This window comes from Chitinophaga sp. 10T418 (genome assembly GCF_056394125.1).
In genome coordinates, this window is record NZ_JBFTHG010000014.1 from 71,071 (window position 1) to 89,541 (window position 18,471).

The following is an 18,471-nucleotide window of genomic DNA, read 5'->3' on the forward strand; positions in this document are numbered from 1 at the left end:
ACCCTTAAAGGGAATAAAAAAAATTATGTGGTGGAGAAAGTAAAGGCCTTGCTTAGTCTCTTTAAGGCAATGCCCATCTGGGTTTCCACAGTTTTAGGGGAGATATTTAATATTTCAGCTACATCGCGGTACTTGAACGATTGCTCTTTGACCAGCATAAAAATAAGTTTGCATTTGGGAGGGAGCTGGTTGATGGCGGCATTAATCCTGTTGAGCATTTCCGAAGAAATAAGTAGTTCTTCCGGGGATCGGGCTACTTCCAGCCGAAAATCTTCGATATTTTCCAGCGGCTCGGTGAGGTTCAATTGCTGTTTCAGAAAGGTGAAGGCTTTATTCCGGGCAATCACATATAAATACACTTCCGGATTGATGACTTCAGACAATTTTTCCCGGCGTTGCCACAATTGCACAAATACATCACTGGCCAATTCTTCAGCGGATTCGCGTTGTTTCACCAATGAGTGAATCAGCTTGAATATCCTGCCAAAGTACAGGTTGTGCAGTTTCACGAGAACAATCTCTCCACCGGTGTTTTGTAGTTGCTGGAATAAAAGTCTGGCTTCAGATCCTCCTTTCATAAGGTTTTGGTCACTGCTTTACAGGCAAAAGGTTGAATAATAATAAAGCATATGGAATATTAAGAAATAACGTGAGCATCTTCCCAAAAGCGCTTAGCCGGACTATTTCATCAGAATTAAATTAAGGCCATACCCATTGATTTACCAAGATTTGAGCAAAATCCGGGAAGCAAAAGTCAAAATAATACCAGCATAGAATACTTGTTTCGGGATGATGCGATGCATTTTTAGTTGTCATGTTGCAGGTGTATTAACGTTAAGTTAATACAACCGGATTACCTTTGCCGCTTCAATCAGTTTTACTGCAGTACCTATGTTTCTACCTGATGCACTGTTATCTTTAACGGACGAAGAATTACTACACTTAATGCGGTTGGGTAATGAACGTGCATTTGCCGTCCTCTATGAACGATATTGGGAACCTTTGTATGAAGGTGCTGGTAAGCGTTTGGGGAATGTAGCTGAAGTGCAGGATATTGTGCAGGACATTATGGAGAGCATCTGGATAAAAAAGCAGCAGCTGTCCACTAAAAATGGTTCGCTGGAACCTTATCTCTTTACCCTGCTTAAATATAGGGTCATTGACGTGCTGGCCTTTACCCGCAAACAGGAGATTTGTTACCATGCACTGGGTCAGTTCCTTACTTTGCAGGAACACCATGTGTTGGAAGGATTAATTTCCAAAGAACTACAAGCCGCTATCGACCGTGAAATCGCTTCCATGCCGGTGAATATGCAAAAAGTGATTCAATTAAGTCGTCAGCAGGATCATTCTGTTGCTGAAATAGCCCGGCATTTGTCGTTGTCGGAGCAAACCGTACGTAACCTGTTATCACAGGCGATCCGCCGGCTTAAAAATTGCGTCACCCACTTTTACAACGATGCTTCTCCTGATACGCATTCCATTTTTATGGCAGCAGCGATCGTAGTGTTGGGGTTATAAAAAGTGTTTACAATTTGGTAACACGAATCAGAAGTATAAAACTTCCTTTTTGCCAGTAATAGTACAAGAGGTGTACTATTATGAATTTCTTTCAGCAAATTTTCAGACGTTATCAGCAGCATCAGTCGGATGACCAGGAACAGGAGCTGGTGAACCGTTGGTATGATGCCACCGGCAATACCCGCCGTCCCTTTTGGATGAACCAAAAGCATGTCCGGAAAACTAAAGCCGACACCTGGAAAAAAATGGTKACGGGTTTAGGATTGGAGCAATCCCCGGAATGGAATGTACCTGCACCCGGTGCAAATCGTTTGTGGCTTATAATCCGTTACAGTGCAGCGGCAATGGTGGTTGGTCTGAGCCTTTGGGCCACACTGCAATGGTTAATGCCCTTACGAAACACCAGACAATTGTCTGTAGAGATGGATACGTTTTCCACGGGGCGGGGCGTACGCAAGTACCTGCAACTTCCGGATGGCACAGAAGTATGGTTGAATAATGGCTCTGTTCTGAGCATCAGGAAAATGGCCGGGAGAGAACACCTGCGTGAAGTATGGTTAGCGGAAGGAGAAGCCTATTTTAAAGTCGCAAAAGATCCTTCGACTCCTTTTATTATCCATGTTGATTCCCTGCAAACCAGGGTACTTGGAACTGCATTCAATATCCGTGCTTATCGGGAACTGCAACAGGTACAAATAGCTGTAGCAGAAGGGAAAGTACAGGTAGGACTTTCCGGCAGTATACTGGATACACTTACCCGTAACATGCAGTTGGACTATCACCCGGTTAATGGTAGTTTTTCCACCACTGAAAGAAATGTATCCTCCCAAAATGGCTGGTGGAATAACCGTTTTGTACTTGACAACGCAGTCTTTGATGAACTGGTACTGCGCATGAGACTACAGTATAATATCATTATCAATAGTAACAACAAACGAATACAGCAAGCCGCTTTTACTGCCAATTTTCCGCAGAATGCTTCGAAGGAGCGTGTACTGGAAACTATATGCACGTTATATAATACACACTATACGATTAAAAAAGATACCGTTATCATTCATTAAAAAAGCTGTCCCGTTAGAGCGGGACAGCAAAACAGCCATTGGGAGATGGCTATTATTCCATTTAAACAATTGTAAAAGTATGCAAAAAAAAGACAGGCACCGTCATGGCGAACGAAGGGCGGGATGCACCACAACAAAACTATTACTAGTAAGCATGTTACTGTTGCTCACCTGCCTGCAAAGCTATGCCCAGGGAGTATTGGATAAGAAAAATACTACCAGTTTTCCTGCTTCCTCATTAACACAAAGATTAAAGGAAATACAGCATCAAACCGGTATTACTATTGCTTTTGATGAAAATGAAACAGCGGGAATGAAGGTGCCGGCGGCGAATTTTTCTAATGCCACTTTGAAAGAGGTGTTACAAAAAACATTAACAGGAGTGCCTTTTAGCTGGAAGCTGACCGGAGAATCAGTGGTTATTATTGCACAGCCCCAGGCCCCCCTTCCTAAAAAAGCACCGGGAAAAGTAAGCGGAAGAATCATTGATGCAGAAAACGGGCAGCCCATTGAAGGTGTCACTATTCGTATTGGTGATCAAGGTGCTTTTACAGACATCAATGGTGCGTTCCTGGTTGTTCTTCCAGAAGGAACTTATACCGCCAACATCAGTTATATGGGCTATGGTGCCAAAGAAGTGAGTGGAATTGATGTAAATGATCATCAGACCTTTGAACTCAACGCCACCATGAAAAGACAGAAGGGACAGCTATCTGCAGTAGTAGTAAAGGCTTCAGCGAAAAAAGAAAGTATTGCTTCTCTTTTTACCCGCCAAAAAAATGCGGCCTCGCTTTCAGATGGCATCAGTGCAGAGCAGATAGCCGCCACTCCCGATAAACATATTGGTGAAACGTTAAAACGCATCACGGGTGTAAGCACTACAGACAACAGGAAAGTGGTGGTACGTGGCATTGCAGAAAGGTACAATGTGGCTTTACTGGATGGAAGTACTTTGCCCAGCACCGATGTGCAGGAACGTGATTTTGAATTTAACCTGATTCCCAGTAACCTGGTAGAGAATATAGTAGTGGCTAAATCCATCACGCCGGATATGCTATACGGATTTGCCGGTGGCCTGGTACAAATCACTACCAAGTCTATTCCTGTATCCAACTTCATCTCTGTAAGCGGTGGACTATCATTAAATTCCCGCACCACCGGAAAAGATTTTTACGGTTACCAACGTGGCAAATACGATTACCTGGGGTATAATGACGGCAGCAGAAATCACTTTCCGGATGGATTGTTCGATCTGAGTAATAAATATAATCCGCAGAGACCGGAATCTCAGAATCAAATAAAATCTCCGCAGATAGGTGAACAAAACAAACGTATTGGTGGTACTGAAAGACTAGGTACCCGCACTTATAAAGCAATGCCTTCACAAAATTACCAGTTCAGCCTGGGCAGAGCTTATTCATTGAGCAAAACGAAAGAACGGAACCTGGGTTTCGTAGGTTCCCTTAGTTACCGGAACACGCAAACCAATGATTACATTGCTGATATGAGAAGAGGTAGCTGGAGCCGCCGACCTACCATCGTTGGGGATGTATCGGACGTTAATACCGGCAATATGTCCGGTTTTAATACTACGATCGGTATGTTGCTGAATGGAGGATTTAAAACGGAGAAGCATCAGATCAGCACCTACAATTTATACACACATATATTCGATGACAGGTTTAGCCGCATAAAAGGCTGGAGCTACGAAGAACCTAAAAATGAAGATAGCAATAAGTTCCCCTTCATACAGGAAGATGACCAGCCCAAGTTCAGCGATCTGTTACAAAACAAACTAAGTGGGAGCCACCAGGCAGGCCGCGTAAAAATAGCGTGGAATATTTCCCGTACCCATTTAAAAACGTTAGAACAGGACGCTGTTTCCGCAGCATTGGGGGGGAGAGAACTTGCTAATAAAACCCCGTTGTTTGAATATGCACCAGGTCAGGCTTCCGATCCGGGATGGGGAACACTACACCGGGATCAATATAGTTACAAAGAACGAAACCTGGCAGGCGACATTAGTGCAGCGATAGATGTAAAGCTGGGAAAAACAACGCATACAATTAAAACAGGCTTTAATTACCTGGATAAACATGCCTGGTACAACTGGATAGTATTGCCTATTGTCACTAAATATGGACTTGATAATCCGTATTCCACCATCCCGATACAGCAATGGGGAGATTATATGAGCATGGAACATCCTGCAAAAGACCTGTTTTATTTCCCCGGAGATTATTCACTGAACTCTTTTGAAGGAAAAAGTATCAACAAAGGTGCATTCGTGATGTTCGACAGTAAACTGTTACCTAACCTGCGGATAGTATGGGGTGTACGGGCAGATTATTTCAAGTTGGATACTATGAAAAATGGCGCCAGCAGGGCAGAAGACAGGAACTTCAAATTGTACCTGGATGACTCTGTAAGAACCTACTTCCTCCCTTCAGTTAATATTACCTACACTCCGGTTAAGAACCTGAATGTGCGGGCCTCTTATGCAGAGAGCGTGGTGCGACCCGGCTTAATGGAAAACTCAAGGTTTTCCCGTTATAATCCTTCTTATGGTACCATTTTGAGAAGCAGAGGCGTGATAAGCACCGTTATTAAAAACTATGATGTCAAAGTGGAATGGTTTCCCGGATCCGGAGAAATAATATCTGCCKGATATTTTTACAAATACTTCGATAAACCAGCAGAATATTACGCGTATGACCAGGCGAATACCGGGAAGCCTGATATTCTTATTACTAATTCTGACTGGGCAAAAGTAAAAGGATGGGAATTTGAACTGAGGAAGAATCTAGGGTTTATTTATGCGGGTTCAAATTTTCTTGAGAATATTTACTTAAGCGGCAATCTCACCTTGCAAAAATCGCAGGTAAGAGCCAGGAATAAAATGGTATTTTCAGATCGGAATGGAACGGATTCTGTTGTTTACTCTTATCTTAAATACCCCCGCGCCCTATACGGACAGGTGCCCATACTGTATAATGCAGGTATACAATATGCCGGCAAACGCCTTGGCTTAAACCTGGTATATAATTACATGGGATACAAAACTTTTGTTACCGGCAGCGATCCTGATTTTATAGAGTATGAAAGACCCCGGGGCCAGATGGATGCCCAGGTAAGTTACAAATTACTGAAAGGGAAAATGGAGGCCAAGCTCAATATGAGTAACCTGATGGACGCTCCCCATCGCTTCTTTATCAATGACAATTCAACCTTTGAATACAAACCCGACAGACCTCCCGTGTTTGCAGAATGGAACGATGCATATCAGTATAAGGAAGGCTTCTCTGAAAAGTTTGAGGAAGGGTATGTAGATGAAAAAACAAATAAACAAATTGGAGATCGCAAAACTTTGACCCGCTATATAGGCCGCACTTTCAGCTTCTCCCTTTCTTATAATTTTTAGTTCTCCAAAACAAAAAAAATCATGAAAAGAAGATTGAACATATTTTACCTGGTAATACCATTATTTCTAATCACTTCCTGTGCAAAGGAAGGTGAGCTGATCGTAAAGCCTGTACTGGAATTCAAACCACTCAGCATGGATGGATTTATATTGGGAGATGCGCTTGAACAGTATTTTGATGGCGTAAAAGTGCGTGAGTTATATGGGAGTGTGAGTTTGAGCAATGAGGTAAGTAAAATTGCTTTCGAGAAAAATGAGGTTACCATGGAGCTTAGAAGGAAAAGTAATGGTGAAACCGTCTATCAACAAAAATTCAACATCAGCGATGACACCAGTAAGGTGGCCAGATTCTATTTTGATGGCACAAAAATGAATAACACTTATACTTATCCCGCTCCTTCCGGAAGTACATATCTGGCCAATTTTTATTTCGACTTTCCGAAGGATGCCGCTGCAGTAGACGTTGTGATAGAGCTTGTGGAATATTATTTTGACGAGAGCCTTGCCAACCCGTTAGTATTGGTGGATACCACTTTCATCCCGCTGGCAAAAAACATTAAGCCGGGGAAGTGGTCTGATTATGTAGAAATAAAGCAAATCCCGGAATTACCCAAACATCATCCGGCATCCGAATTTCAGCCTTTTGTACGTGTCAGAAAGGCCGGCAGTAGTGCTTACTACTTACCTGAGAGAGGGGAGGACAACGAAATTACAGTGGAATTACCTAATGCGTGGACAACAGAAGGGAAGGTACAAAGCATATTTGTCGGTTGGGTAACAAGAGGGGCAGCTATACAGTTGGGACCGCAGAAGAACCTGGTAGATATTTTCAGTCATTAAGATAGCAATTACAGAAAAGCCTTTAAATCGCTGTATTTAAAGGCTTTTTTGTAATTTTCAATTATGTTATACGAACAACGGATGAAAGTGGAGCTGGAGATCTGGCAGCATAAAATGCAGTGGCAGCCATCTTTGGTGGACAGGCTGTCTACTTCAGTGCAGTCGCGTATTAACCGCATTATTCCACAGAAGGTGCATCATGCCATTACCGTTACTATCAAACAAATGGTACGTGGTGTATTGTTCGGATCTACCTATACTGTACCTGACCAGCCTGTTTTTGCTTCGTTGTATGATATGGAAGAAGCAGTACTGCGCCGGGTGGATTTTTACCGTAAGACGGCCGCTGCGGAGGGTGGCATTACCGGTGCCGGTGGGATCTTACTGGGCCTGGCGGACTTCCCGATACTGCTTGGCATGAAACTGAAACTGCTTTTTGACATCGCTACCTTTTATGGTTTTGATGTAAAAGATTATAAAGAGCGGTTGTACATCCTCTATATTTTCCAGTTGGCCTTCAGCAGCCAGGAGCATCGCCGTAATGTGTTTGAAAATGTGGAGAACTGGAAAGAAAAAAGCAGCCAGCTACCGGAGGATATTCATCGTTTCGACTGGCAACGTTTCCAGATGGAGTACCGTGATCATATAGACCTGGCCAAGCTGGGTCAGTTACTCCCCTTTGTGGGTGCAGCCGTAGGCGTGGTGGTGAATTACCGGCTCATCACGAAGCTCGGCGTTACCGCCATGAACGCCTACAGGATGCGGATTTTAGATTGATAATACTATTCTGCCCGCAATCTATCTATTGGATTGGCACTGGCTGCCTGAAATACCCTCGTTCCAATGATAGCACTGCAGCAAAGCAACACAATCAGGAATGTACCGATATAGGGCCATGGACCCGCAGCAGGATGATATTGATAAATAACCTGGAAAATAAACTTGTTGGTAAACAAATAACCCAAAGCAGCACCCACCACAAAAGCAATCAGGAGTATGCGTATGAACTCCCGGTTTACCAGTCCGATAATTTGCAGGATCGATGCACCAAGTACTTTACGAATACCAATTTCTTTGCTTCGCTTATCAATGTTCAAAGAGATTTGTGCAAACAAACCTGATGCTGATAAAAGCAAGGTAACAATAGCCAGGAAAAATGCAATCGACTTGAAGGCCTGTGTCATACGGATTTCTTTTTCAATTAAATCCGATTGTAAATAGCCCCGGTATGGTATGTTGGGTACTAACTGGTGCCAGGTGGACTGTAAGTATCTGGTTACCTGCGGTAGTTTATCTTTATCTGCCCGAACAACCATAAACTTATAGTCATCGGGTTTCGCCATGCGTAACACGCAAGGTGGCACAAGGCCGTGCAAGCCATATTCTTTGTAGTCGTTCACCACGCCAACAATCGTGTATTGGGTACTATCGAGGGTCACACGCTGGCCGAGTGGCTGTGTGAGCTGCAACCGTTGCAGAAAGGTTTCATTGACCAGGATAGACTTATCCGCATCGGCGCCGGTATTGTAAAAATGCCGCCCCTGCATTATATGAAGTCCCATACTATGGAGGTAGGCTTCGCCTCCAACACGTGCTACCTGTGTTTGTATTTCATTCTTTTCAGTTTTGGCGGTTTGGGTGTAAGTGCCATCACCAATTTGTTGAACGCATCCGGCTACACTTTTAATTTCCGGGTTTTGTTGAACAGCCTGGCTTAAAACGCGGTACTCCTGCGGGTTATTGATTTCTACTACAGCTACCTCATTGATAGCATAACCAAAATCAACTTTCCGTTGAAAGGAGGCATTCTGTGACATTACAATGCCTACCACCAGTGCGAAGCAGGATAAGCTAAATTGTGAAATCAACAGGAACCGTGTAAAACGGTTGGAAGCGCCGATGGCCGTTTTACCTTTAAGAATCTGCAATGGCTGAAAGGAACTGACGTATACTGCCGGGTATAAACCGGAAAAGATAGCACTGACAGCAGGAATGAATAACAGGAAAAGCCAGAACCCGTAATCCCTGCCATAGTCTGGTGAAAGGTCAACGTTCGTAAGCTGAATGACAGCTGGTAAGAGTAAGTGGACAAACAACAATGCTAATACAGCGGCCAGCAAACATAACACGATGTTCTCGGTCAGGAATTGTAAGATTAACTGGCGTTTGAAACCTCCCATTACTTTTCGGATACCGATCTCCTTTAATCTGTTACTGGCAAATGCGATGGAAATATTGGTAAAATTAAAGCAGGTAATCAGTAAAATAAACAATGACATGATAGCCGGCACTATCACAAGTACACCACGGGGATTGGCTGTTAACTGGCTGCCATAGACGTATCCCGGCATATCAATATCCGAGCTCGCCGCCAACGTAGCAAAAGGCTGGAGCGTAAAACTTTCTATCGGCCAATTGGTGCGATTACGGTTATGCAACGCTATATAGGGATTCAGGTTAGTTGTTACAAAGCGGGCTGCATTCTTATTTTTCAATTCCACAAATGTGGTAACGAGGCTTGGGTTCGCCCAATCTTCAGGAGCTAGCTTTCCATGAACAAATCCATTTTCAAATGAGGTGATGATATCGAATTGAATACTTGAATTGGCCGGGATTGGCTGTGTTACTGCGGTAACCGTATATTCCTCAGGGTTACCAGCTGATCCGATGATCGTCAGCGATTGACCTATGGGCATTTGTTTGGGAAAGTATTTGTCCGCGAAAGCTGCGCTGATGATGACCTGTTTCGCCTGATCAAATCCGGATAAGTTCCCGTATTTCAGCGGGAACGTAAAAAAATCAAATAACGTCTTGTCGGTATAATGGATATGCTCATCGAAAGTATGTTCTTTAATTTTTACCACAATGGAGGCACTACTGAGGCGGGCAATCCGGTCAGCCCCCGCATGTTCTTTCTGCATTGCCTGTGCTAACGGTAACGGTACAACTGCCCATGGCTGTTTACTTCCATCCACTACGCGTGTGCTGTTCAACCGGTAAATATGTTCCGCATGAAGGTGATTCCGGTCGAAGTTCTCCCTGTAGTTATAGTTTAGGTAAGCAAGTATACAACAGGCAATGGCAAAGCCCAGGCCTACAATGTTGAGGACTACATAAATCTTGTTGCGCCAGAGAACACGGAAAGCGATCTTCAAGTAGTTCGGAAACATAAGGTTAATTTAAAAAATACTTTTAAACTGTTAAGTGATGCGCTATACGAGCTGTTTTAGAGTCAGCGCAGGCATTTAATTAGTCCGTGACAACTACCATACCACTTGTTCGGATATCGCTTTATGCTCTGTGGTGGCTATGTTTAGATCTTTATTACGGCCATCTTTACAAGTTTGCTGTGCGGATACGGACACGTGTGTTCGGTTTTAAGTGACAGATGCGGCGATTAAAAGATTGGGCAGGCCTGATTATTTTTATATTTTACGATCGACCGTTATTTGTTGAATGATTTTGTCATCATGAATATGTTTCCAATAATAAACTACCTGAAGCTTCCATTCCTCATTTATACTTTTTGCGCTGCTCCTGTGCCGGCAGGTATGTTTTTCTGCTGTCCGTGCAGATCCATCTATCATTCATAACCCTAAAAGTAAAACAATTGCCATTGCCGTTCCGGATAAAACATTGGTGATGTGATATTTTTCCCACCTGGGGATATAAATCGGCTACCAGGTTCGTTATTAAGGAAGTTATTAAGGAAGTTGTCTGAGCTATTAAAATAAATAGGCCTTCCCGTCATACGAAGGGAAGGCCTATTTATTTTCGATATTATTACTATCTCACAATGAATGTACTATCTATTGCAATCTGCTGTCCAGGATTTGCTATCCCTTGTAAAGCCTATCACAAGTTTATCTTTGTTGATGGTGATCATGCCGGTGCCAGAAGATCCAATACTCATTAATGTATTATCATCTTTCTTTTCAAACTCTACACCAGTAAGGTCTGGAATGGCATCAGAGAATCTAAAATCATATCGGGTACCCACTTTTGTAACGAAAACACTGCCACTTGCCTGGCTGATGTTTTTGTTGGCGTCAATATATCCAATTTTTCCTTTGAAGGTACCAGCAAAGATATCTACATCTGCGGGGTCGGTGCTTTTACTACAAGCGGCAAACAGCACAACGGAAAATAATAATACGCCAATAATTTTAAGCATCGATTTCATAAATTACTTTTTTGGTGATTCAATATAGATCTGACAGTGAAAATGCAATTAGCATACCAGAAGGCCATATGGGCTATATCAGGGGTGTGTTGCTATATAATATAGTATACAGGTTCATACCTGCGGTATTTTGGCAGGTTTTTGTGTGGAGTTATACCCATAATGGGTAAGTATGTTGCTGCGGGGAAGCAATACAGGCGGATTTAGCGTACATTTATTGCTTAGAATAGCAGCGATCGCTGTTATGAGGAACTTAAATAAGATCTGAATGAATCGACCTGATCACCTTCCGCTTATTAAAGGAGAAATAGCGGATTATTATTTTGATAATACTGGTATTTTGTATTCCTATTCTAAAAGTGTTTTAAGAACAGTTGAAAATATTTCCCGCAATATTGTATTGGTAAAACAAATAACCGGGAATAAAAAAGTACCGCTATTAATTTATCTTACTAATTCTCCTGTGCCGGATAGGGAGACAAGAAAATTTTCAACAGAACAATTGCCGCATGTATATACCGCGATGGCGATGGTGTCAAAACCAGGTTTAACAAAGCTGATCATGAATATCTTATTTAAGCTAAAAACGCCCCCTATTCCAATGAAATCATTTACGACTGATGCGGAAGCAAGGGAATGGCTGCAACAGTATCTTTAGGTTGGAAGTGCTTTCCGGAGAATAAATTTAAAATGAAGATATTTGCAATAAGAAAGATTGAACTATGCATATTATTTATCAGAGCAATACTATCATCATCCGTGAGTTTTTACCGGCAGAAATATCATTGTTTACTACGCTTTTTGAAGATGAAAAAGTTACCAGCTATTTGCCTTATCGCTCTCCTGAACAATATATAGAGATGTTTCATATCGCATTGGACGATTACAAGAGGGGATTGTTTAGCCGCTGGGGAATATTCAACGCCACCAACAACGACTTTATCGGCATGTGCCTGGCGCGCAATTTCGTAGATGTACCGGGTCAGTTGGAAATAGGTTACACCCTGAGTCCGAAATACTGGGGTAAAGGTATTGGTACAGAAGTAAGCAGGGCTTTGGTGGATTATTGTTTCACCAATACGAGCGCGGACGAGGTGGTAGCCGTTACTGACCCTGATAATATCGGTTCTCAGAAGGTATTGGAAAAGACAGGATTTAAACGGTTGAATAATTTAGTACGGGAGTATGGTGAGGTAACCTATTTTGTGATTCAACGGTCTGTTTAGTCCGTAAACAAAAAGGGGATACTCTTTTAGTATCCCCCGGGTATGAATATTTAGTTGAATTTAAAAACTGCCAGAATAATAATTATAAAGAATATTCCCATCTGTACCAGGTAAAATATGTTGAGATTCCGCATGGCACCTTTGACTGGTTCAGAAAGATATAAGGTATTTCCATGGATGTTCTTTTTTAAGGTTGATTCCTGCCGGGCCTTTACTAAAAAGCCATTCAGAATAAGAACAAGAATAAGTGTCAATTTTATTTTAAACCAGATCATGTGGGCGAAAACGCCGCCGGTACAGAACATTAAGCCCACGCCTGAAGTGATCAGCAGGGCTGCACCTATCCCTAAAAGAGCACCAAGTTTTGTCATCAACTCCAATAAATTTAAGGGTGCTTCTTTTTCCAGTTCCATGCGTTTGGAAAAGTTTTTGAAAGTAACAAAATCTGCCACTGTAGTGCCGGCCATTAAGGTCAATCCTGTCAGGTGGGCGATCAGAGAAATTTGTAATAGAATCAGTGTGTTCATATTCGGGTAATTGTTTAACAGCACAAAAATCTATCATAAATATTTCCTGTTCATGCACCCAGGTTAACTAATTTGTGATGGTGATACCAGTGGGAAGATTTTTGATTTCCCTTTTTTTTTGATGATTTTGTTAATCAGGTATGAATTATCCAAAAATCCCCTATTTTTATAGACGACCTCACAGATTGTATATAAAATATAATCGCATAAGACTGGCGAAAACTCAAATTTTTATTCCTCATTATAACTAGTAAACTATGATCACCCTGCATATTTCTTCAGACAGGTAACAGACTGTTTTTTTTATTGTCTTGTGATGGGCAACTCCCTACTGGCAAAGCCATGGACTTGCGGTGTCTTGTTGTTGGCAAGGAATACTCCTTCCTGCCTTTTAGTTTTCCATGCTTTCATATAAAACCCAAAATATCTATTCACTTATGAGTTATTTACAGAGTCCCCGTTTGCAGTTTTCGGGAAAATTCCAGGCCGATCCTTCCACGGTAAACAATGATCCGCAACACTTCAACACCGATCAGTTCCAAACCAGTTACGATATGCCTGGCCAGGGTGCCAGCAATGGCTGGTGGAATCCCAATGGTACCGGCGCCTGGCGCTTTTATAATTGTTCCGTAAAACGGGTATATTACCTGGACGGTACTTTTTGCGATGACCCGGCTGAAGACCCCGTTGTTGGTTTGGCGGTAACCGGCGCTGATGGCCGCGCAGAAGGAAAAATTGTTGACCTTGACCCTGAGCAGCAGATGGTATCTGAGCTATGGGGCTTCCAGGTCATTGTGGGGGAAGATAATAAAACCGGCTTCCGGGGTGACTTTAAAGAGGCTCCCTTCGGTGATATCTGGGTGCGCTATCCATCGGGACAACCGGATTCTTTCTTTGGCGCCTACTACCAGAGCGTGCTGAATATCACCAAATGGGCTAACCTGGGAGAATCCCGGTTTCTGAAAGAGTTGGCCTCTGTAACACCCAAAGGAGTGATACCGGAAAAACTCAGTATTAAATTCAACGTAGATGGTTTCCAGGATAACTCTTCGCAGGAGGATTTTACCCTGGGCCGCGTGGTGGGTACTATTGGTCAGCAGGGCGTGCAGGAGCCGGATTATTTTACGGCAGGAAGGATGCTGAGTGCTGTTCCCGGCGCCGGCTTCAATCTGAATACCGCATATTGCATAGTAGATAACAATGTGTTGAGTATTGACCTCGGTAACAGTTGTCCTACCAAGAGCGTGGGTGGCCCCGTTGCCGACAACGGCAAGCTTTACCTGGGGGTAACCCCTGCAAATGGCACTCCGGTGTCCCTAGGTGAAATCAGGTATCTCGATCCCGCCTGGTATACGCTCACAGGAGGGATTGTTTCGATGACCTTAAGTGCTGAACAGGCTACGCTGGTGGCTTCCAATCCACTGGCGGTTTTTGCAGGTTTTCCCGGCCCCCTTACCCCGATGGTTTTATCAGAGAACAGTGCCGGTACTTTCTTACGGGCTGATAAATTTGTGTTCAGGATGAATCCCGGCGAAAAGCAGGTGACTAAATTTTACGCCACTGCTTTCGGAAAACCATTACCCAATGCACCTATTACGCTGATATACGATCCTACTACTATTGAAGGACAAATAAAACAGGGGCCGGTATCGGGGCCAACAAATGTTGGGCAACCCCAATCTGCCTTTACGTTTCCGCTCACCGTTACCACCGGTGCTGATGGTACTGTGGAACTCCCGTTGACAGCCGCGAATCCGGGTAACCCCAGGAGGTATATAGATGGACAGGTATATGGAGTGGCCTATCAGTTGGGTACAACGCCGCCAATAGTCGGCGCCATACAAAACGGTAATCAGTTGTTAAATGCCCTGATATACACCGAATATGAGGTGCCGGACGAACCTAACTGGGTAGAACATGTGCAGCCTATCTTCCAGCAGTATGCTGATCTGTATCCGGTCATGAAACCAATTGTTGATCTGTCGGATTATGCACAGGTAAGACAACGAATTAATATTCTGAAGAATGTTTTTCATACGCCTATTACCAGCCCCAATTATATGCCGGTTACCCGTGATCTCTCCGGAGGTAAACTGCATATGATCCGCAAATGGCTGGATAATCCTGTTTATATGAACCTGGACTCCGTAGAGGATCTGGTTCGGGCTTTACAAACAGCTATTGAACTGGAACATTCCACTATTCCGCCATACCTGTGCGCATTGTATAGCATTAAGCCCAATTGCAATGTGGAAGTATCCGGGTTGATCCGTAGTGTGGTGATAGAGGAAATGTTGCATATGGCACTGGTATCAAACATCATGATTTCTATTGGCGGCAGTCCTAATATCTCCCATTCGCGTTTTGTGCCTAAGTACCCGGGTTCCTTACCGGGTGGATTACGTGCAGGTCTTACCGTTCGTTTAAGGCGTTGCTCTATAGATCAGATACGCGACTGCTTTATGTCGATCGAAGAACCGGAAGAAATTATTCAGCAGCGTTTCAGGTCATTGCGCCCTGCACTGATGGGAGAAGAAAGCCTGTACACCATTGCATGGTTTTATGGCGAGGTCAAAAAAGCGCTGATCGCTCTGAACGAGGTGGGAAAAATCACGTTCGGTCATGCTGAGAAACAGGTATCTGACTGGAGTGGTATGGGCAAACTGTATGTCATCACTTCTCTTGAGGATGCCCTGAACGCCATTGATGAAATCATGGACCAGGGAGAAGGCACCAAAGCTACCGATCCTTATGATGGACAAGGTGAACTGTCGCACTACTATAAATACGCGGAGATAGTGGCTGGTCATCACCTGGTGAGTAACGGAGAGACTTATACGTATACCGGGACCGCCATTCCTTTTGATGAAGCAGGCGTATATCCGATGGCTGATGATCCGCAGCCCGCTAATTATCCGAAGGGGTCTACTGCCCATATTTTGGCCACGCAGTTTGCACAGCAATATCAGGCATTGTTAAATGGCCTTCACCGGACTTTTAACGGGGAGCCTCATTTTTTAAGGGAAGCCATCGGATCAATGTATTCGCTGGATCTGTTGGCGCGTAAGCTCATGCAAACGCCTTCCGGATTGAATGATGGTACTACTGCCGGACCAGCATTTCAGTTGCCTTACAAAGTATAAATGATTCACTTTAAATGTATACAGGCCAGCCCGTTAAGGGCTGGCCTGTTGCGTTTATAAAAACTGGACTTTTTAACAAAGTACCGGATTCACATCACCACTAAGGTCAATGTTTTTTTACTTTGACTGGTACTGAATTTCCCTTTCGATGATATACCGGGCTTTGTTGTTGACAAACTGTATCTTCTTTACCCAGTTATTTTGCTCATCGTATTCATATGTATAAGTATAAGTTGCATCTGCAGTTCCATCGGAATTGAATGCCTGTTCCTCTATCATGTTATTGTGTTGATCATATTTATATTGACTCATCCTGTTTAAGAGACCTGTTTCCTTAAAATTTTTATACATTATCTCATTACCGGTATCATCATAGGCATAATGATGTATCAGATCAATGGAGCCATCAGCCTTCCTGTCAATTCTTTCTGTCATCAACCTTTTCTCATTGTACTGATAGGCGGTTTCGCCGCCGGGGCTGTCTTTTTTATAAAATGATTTGTCTGTTATCTTATTTCCGGCTGCATCATATACGCTTAAAACTTTGGCGGTAATACCTTTCCCTTTTTCACTCATTTGCCATTCTATTTGCTGTCCCTGTGTATTGAACAGGGAAACAAATTTGCGATACACGGTACCATCTGCAGCTACTTCTTTTTCTTCTTTCAAATTTTTGGTGGTATCGTATTTGAAAATTCGTTTGGTGTCTGTTTTTCCATTATCGTTCCATCGGCTTTTCTCTGATAAATCCCCTTTAGCGTTAAACACTGCGGCAAAAGTGTTTTCATCTCTATATACCGGTCCGCTTTTCACAATTCCTTCTGCCGTAGTATCGGCGCCGAATTTAATGGAGGTGATACTGGAAATTTTTCCGTTTAAATGCATGGTTTATCGGATTGTTGGGTTCAATTTTATCATGTTAATGCCAGGGATGTGCTGGCAGGGCATCCGTGAATGTACTAAATCAAGCTGAAAAATTCTGCCGGATAAACATTAATTTGCCGCACGTTTGTCAACAGTATTCTTTTTATATGGAAACAATCAAATGGGGTATTATTGGTTGCGGTGACGTAACAGAAGTGAAAAGCGGCCCCGCTTTTAATAAAGTGCCCAACTCTTCGCTGGTAGCGGTGATGCGCAGAGATGCTGCTAAGGCAAAGGATTACGCCATGCGTCATGGGGTACCTAAATGGTATGACGATGCCGCAGAACTGATCCATGATCCGGAAGTAAATGCGATATATATAGCTACGCCACCATTGCAGCATGAAGACTATACACTGATGGCCATCGCTGCGGGTAAACCGGTGTATGTGGAAAAGCCGATGACCCTGAATGCCGCTGCTGCCATTCGCATGAATGAAGCAGCGCTCAGCACTAACATTAAGTTAAGTGTAGCACACTACCGCAGAGCGCAGCCGGTGTTTTTAAAAGTAAAGGAACTATTGGCAGACAATGCTATTGGTGCTATACGTTTTGTGTCCTTAAAAATGCTGCAGCCACCGGCTTCTAAACTGATTGCAGGTTCCGCCACTAACTGGCGCCTGGACCCGGCTATTTCCGGCGGTGGTTTATTCCATGATCTGGCCCCGCATCAGCTGGATTTAATGATTTACTTTTTTGGAGAAGTAGCGCATGCGGCAGGAATAGCGGTGAATCAGGCGGATCTGTCGCCGGCGGATGACCTGGTAACCGGGCATATTTTATTTAAGAATGGGGTTGTTTTCAATGGCACCTGGTGCTTTACTGTGTCAAAAGAGGATCAGGAAGATGTGTGTGAAATAACCGGGTCGGCTGGTACGATCAGTTTCCCGGTGTTTGGAAGTAAGATCACCCTGCGTAAAGACGGGCTATCCGAAACATTTACTTTTGACGCACTGCCACATGTGCAACAACCGATGATCGAACAGGTTACGAATTATTTTTTAGGGAAAGGACCGAATCCTTGTTCCGCCGCGCAGGCGATACTATCTATGCAACTAATGGATAGCTTTACGCAGCAATGGTAAATATCTTATAAAATAGAAAAGAGCCTGGAACAAGCAGTTGTTCCAGGTGCCGGAGGGTATTATTTTTTCTTCTTTGTAGCTGATTTCTTTTCATTTTCCTCTACCCGGAATTTTACAATTTTGCTTATGAGGGTTAATGGCATTGGCTGATCGAGCGGAAACTGAACAGATCCTTTCCCGGTTTTATATCCGGCCAGTTCGGCTTTGAATTGCTCCATTCCCGATGGGATGGGATAAAACCCGATATGGCTTTTGAAGGCCGCAAAATACACCAGGTGGCCGTTTTGCTTAAAGGCAGGCATGCCATAGCTGATGGTTTCTTCTGCTTTGGGGGCCGATTTTTTAACAGTGGCACGTACCTGTTCCAATATCTTCTGAATGTCTGGCGGAAAGCCTGCGATGTATTCATCTATGGTGCTGATAGTTGTACTTTTCATGGCGATCAGTAATTTGAGTAACCCTACAAATTTAAGGTTTCGCTTTCAGAGGGGTGCGGTGTGAAGGAGACATTACCAGGTGCAGTATGCGACAAAAAAG

At 43.4% G+C, this 18,471-nt stretch carries 15 protein-coding genes; 9 read left to right on the forward strand and 6 right to left on the reverse strand.

What is annotated here, in order from left to right; all coding sequences use genetic code 11:
* Positions 1-23 precede the first annotated feature (23 nt).
* Positions 24-578 carry an RNA polymerase sigma factor gene (locus AC1DCV_RS30320; RefSeq protein ID WP_477026672.1) on the reverse strand — a complete coding sequence of 185 codons (555 nt, stop codon included), beginning with the start codon at positions 576-578 and terminating at the stop codon, positions 24-26.
* A gap of 313 nt (positions 579-891) precedes the next feature.
* Between AC1DCV_RS30320 and AC1DCV_RS30325 the strand changes: the two genes are divergently transcribed.
* The 5 genes from AC1DCV_RS30325 to AC1DCV_RS30345 all read left to right on the forward strand — a co-directional run bounded on the left by AC1DCV_RS30325 (position 892) and on the right by AC1DCV_RS30345 (position 7,623).
* On the forward strand, positions 892-1,521 hold the full coding sequence (locus tag AC1DCV_RS30325; RefSeq protein ID WP_477026673.1) for an RNA polymerase sigma factor: 630 nt from the start codon (positions 892-894) through the stop codon (positions 1,519-1,521).
* A gap of 80 nt (positions 1,522-1,601) precedes the next feature.
* Positions 1,602-2,585 carry a FecR family protein gene (locus AC1DCV_RS30330; protein ID WP_477026674.1) on the forward strand — a complete coding sequence of 328 codons (984 nt, stop codon included), beginning with the start codon at positions 1,602-1,604 and terminating at the stop codon, positions 2,583-2,585.
* A gap of 79 nt (positions 2,586-2,664) precedes the next feature.
* The gene (locus AC1DCV_RS30335) at positions 2,665-6,006 is read left to right on the forward strand and encodes a TonB-dependent receptor (protein WP_477026675.1); all 3,342 of its coding nucleotides are present in this window, start codon (positions 2,665-2,667) and stop codon (positions 6,004-6,006) included.
* Between the two features lie 21 nt (positions 6,007-6,027).
* On the forward strand, positions 6,028-6,846 hold the full coding sequence (locus AC1DCV_RS30340) for a hypothetical protein (protein WP_477026676.1): 819 nt from the start codon (positions 6,028-6,030) through the stop codon (positions 6,844-6,846).
* Between the two features lie 63 nt (positions 6,847-6,909).
* Complete coding sequence (locus tag AC1DCV_RS30345) at positions 6,910-7,623, forward strand: EcsC family protein (protein WP_477026677.1); 714 nt, start codon at positions 6,910-6,912, stop codon at positions 7,621-7,623.
* Positions 7,624-7,628: 5 nt separating this feature from the next.
* Here AC1DCV_RS30345 and AC1DCV_RS30350 read toward each other — a convergent pair whose 3' ends face one another.
* Both AC1DCV_RS30350 and AC1DCV_RS30355 read right to left on the reverse strand, forming a co-directional pair.
* Positions 7,629-10,016, reverse strand: coding sequence for an ABC transporter permease (locus AC1DCV_RS30350; protein ID WP_477026678.1), 2,388 nt, complete (start codon positions 10,014-10,016; stop codon positions 7,629-7,631).
* 635 nt (positions 10,017-10,651) lie between these two features.
* Complete coding sequence (locus tag AC1DCV_RS30355) at positions 10,652-11,029, reverse strand: hypothetical protein (protein ID WP_477026679.1); 378 nt, start codon at positions 11,027-11,029, stop codon at positions 10,652-10,654.
* 268 nt (positions 11,030-11,297) lie between these two features.
* On the opposite strand from AC1DCV_RS30355, the gene AC1DCV_RS30360 reads away from it, so the two are divergent.
* Both AC1DCV_RS30360 and AC1DCV_RS30365 read left to right on the forward strand, forming a co-directional pair.
* Positions 11,298-11,687 (forward strand): SpoIIAA family protein, encoded by a 390-nt coding sequence (locus AC1DCV_RS30360; RefSeq protein WP_477026680.1) that lies wholly within the window; start codon positions 11,298-11,300, stop codon positions 11,685-11,687.
* A gap of 64 nt (positions 11,688-11,751) precedes the next feature.
* Positions 11,752-12,255: a GNAT family N-acetyltransferase gene (locus tag AC1DCV_RS30365; RefSeq protein ID WP_477026681.1), complete on the forward strand. Its 504-nt coding sequence runs from the start codon at positions 11,752-11,754 to the stop codon at positions 12,253-12,255.
* A gap of 50 nt (positions 12,256-12,305) precedes the next feature.
* Here AC1DCV_RS30365 and AC1DCV_RS30370 read toward each other — a convergent pair whose 3' ends face one another.
* Positions 12,306-12,668: a hypothetical protein gene (locus AC1DCV_RS30370; RefSeq protein ID WP_477026682.1), complete on the reverse strand. Its 363-nt coding sequence runs from the start codon at positions 12,666-12,668 to the stop codon at positions 12,306-12,308.
* 551 nt (positions 12,669-13,219) lie between these two features.
* On the opposite strand from AC1DCV_RS30370, the gene AC1DCV_RS30375 reads away from it, so the two are divergent.
* The gene (locus AC1DCV_RS30375) at positions 13,220-15,925 is read left to right on the forward strand and encodes a ferritin-like domain-containing protein (protein WP_477026683.1); all 2,706 of its coding nucleotides are present in this window, start codon (positions 13,220-13,222) and stop codon (positions 15,923-15,925) included.
* Between the two features lie 117 nt (positions 15,926-16,042).
* Here the strand turns inward: AC1DCV_RS30375 and AC1DCV_RS30380 are convergent, their stop codons facing one another.
* Positions 16,043-16,810, reverse strand: a complete 768-nt coding sequence (locus tag AC1DCV_RS30380; protein WP_477026684.1) for a hypothetical protein — start codon at positions 16,808-16,810, stop codon at positions 16,043-16,045.
* Positions 16,811-16,956: 146 nt separating this feature from the next.
* Between AC1DCV_RS30380 and AC1DCV_RS30385 the strand changes: the two genes are divergently transcribed.
* Positions 16,957-17,934 carry a Gfo/Idh/MocA family protein gene (locus tag AC1DCV_RS30385; protein WP_477026685.1) on the forward strand — a complete coding sequence of 326 codons (978 nt, stop codon included), beginning with the start codon at positions 16,957-16,959 and terminating at the stop codon, positions 17,932-17,934.
* 59 nt (positions 17,935-17,993) lie between these two features.
* Here the strand turns inward: AC1DCV_RS30385 and AC1DCV_RS30390 are convergent, their stop codons facing one another.
* Entirely contained in the window at positions 17,994-18,371 is a 378-nt protein-coding gene (locus AC1DCV_RS30390; protein ID WP_477026686.1) for an iron chaperone, read from the reverse strand.
* Positions 18,372-18,471: the final 100 nt, after the last annotated feature.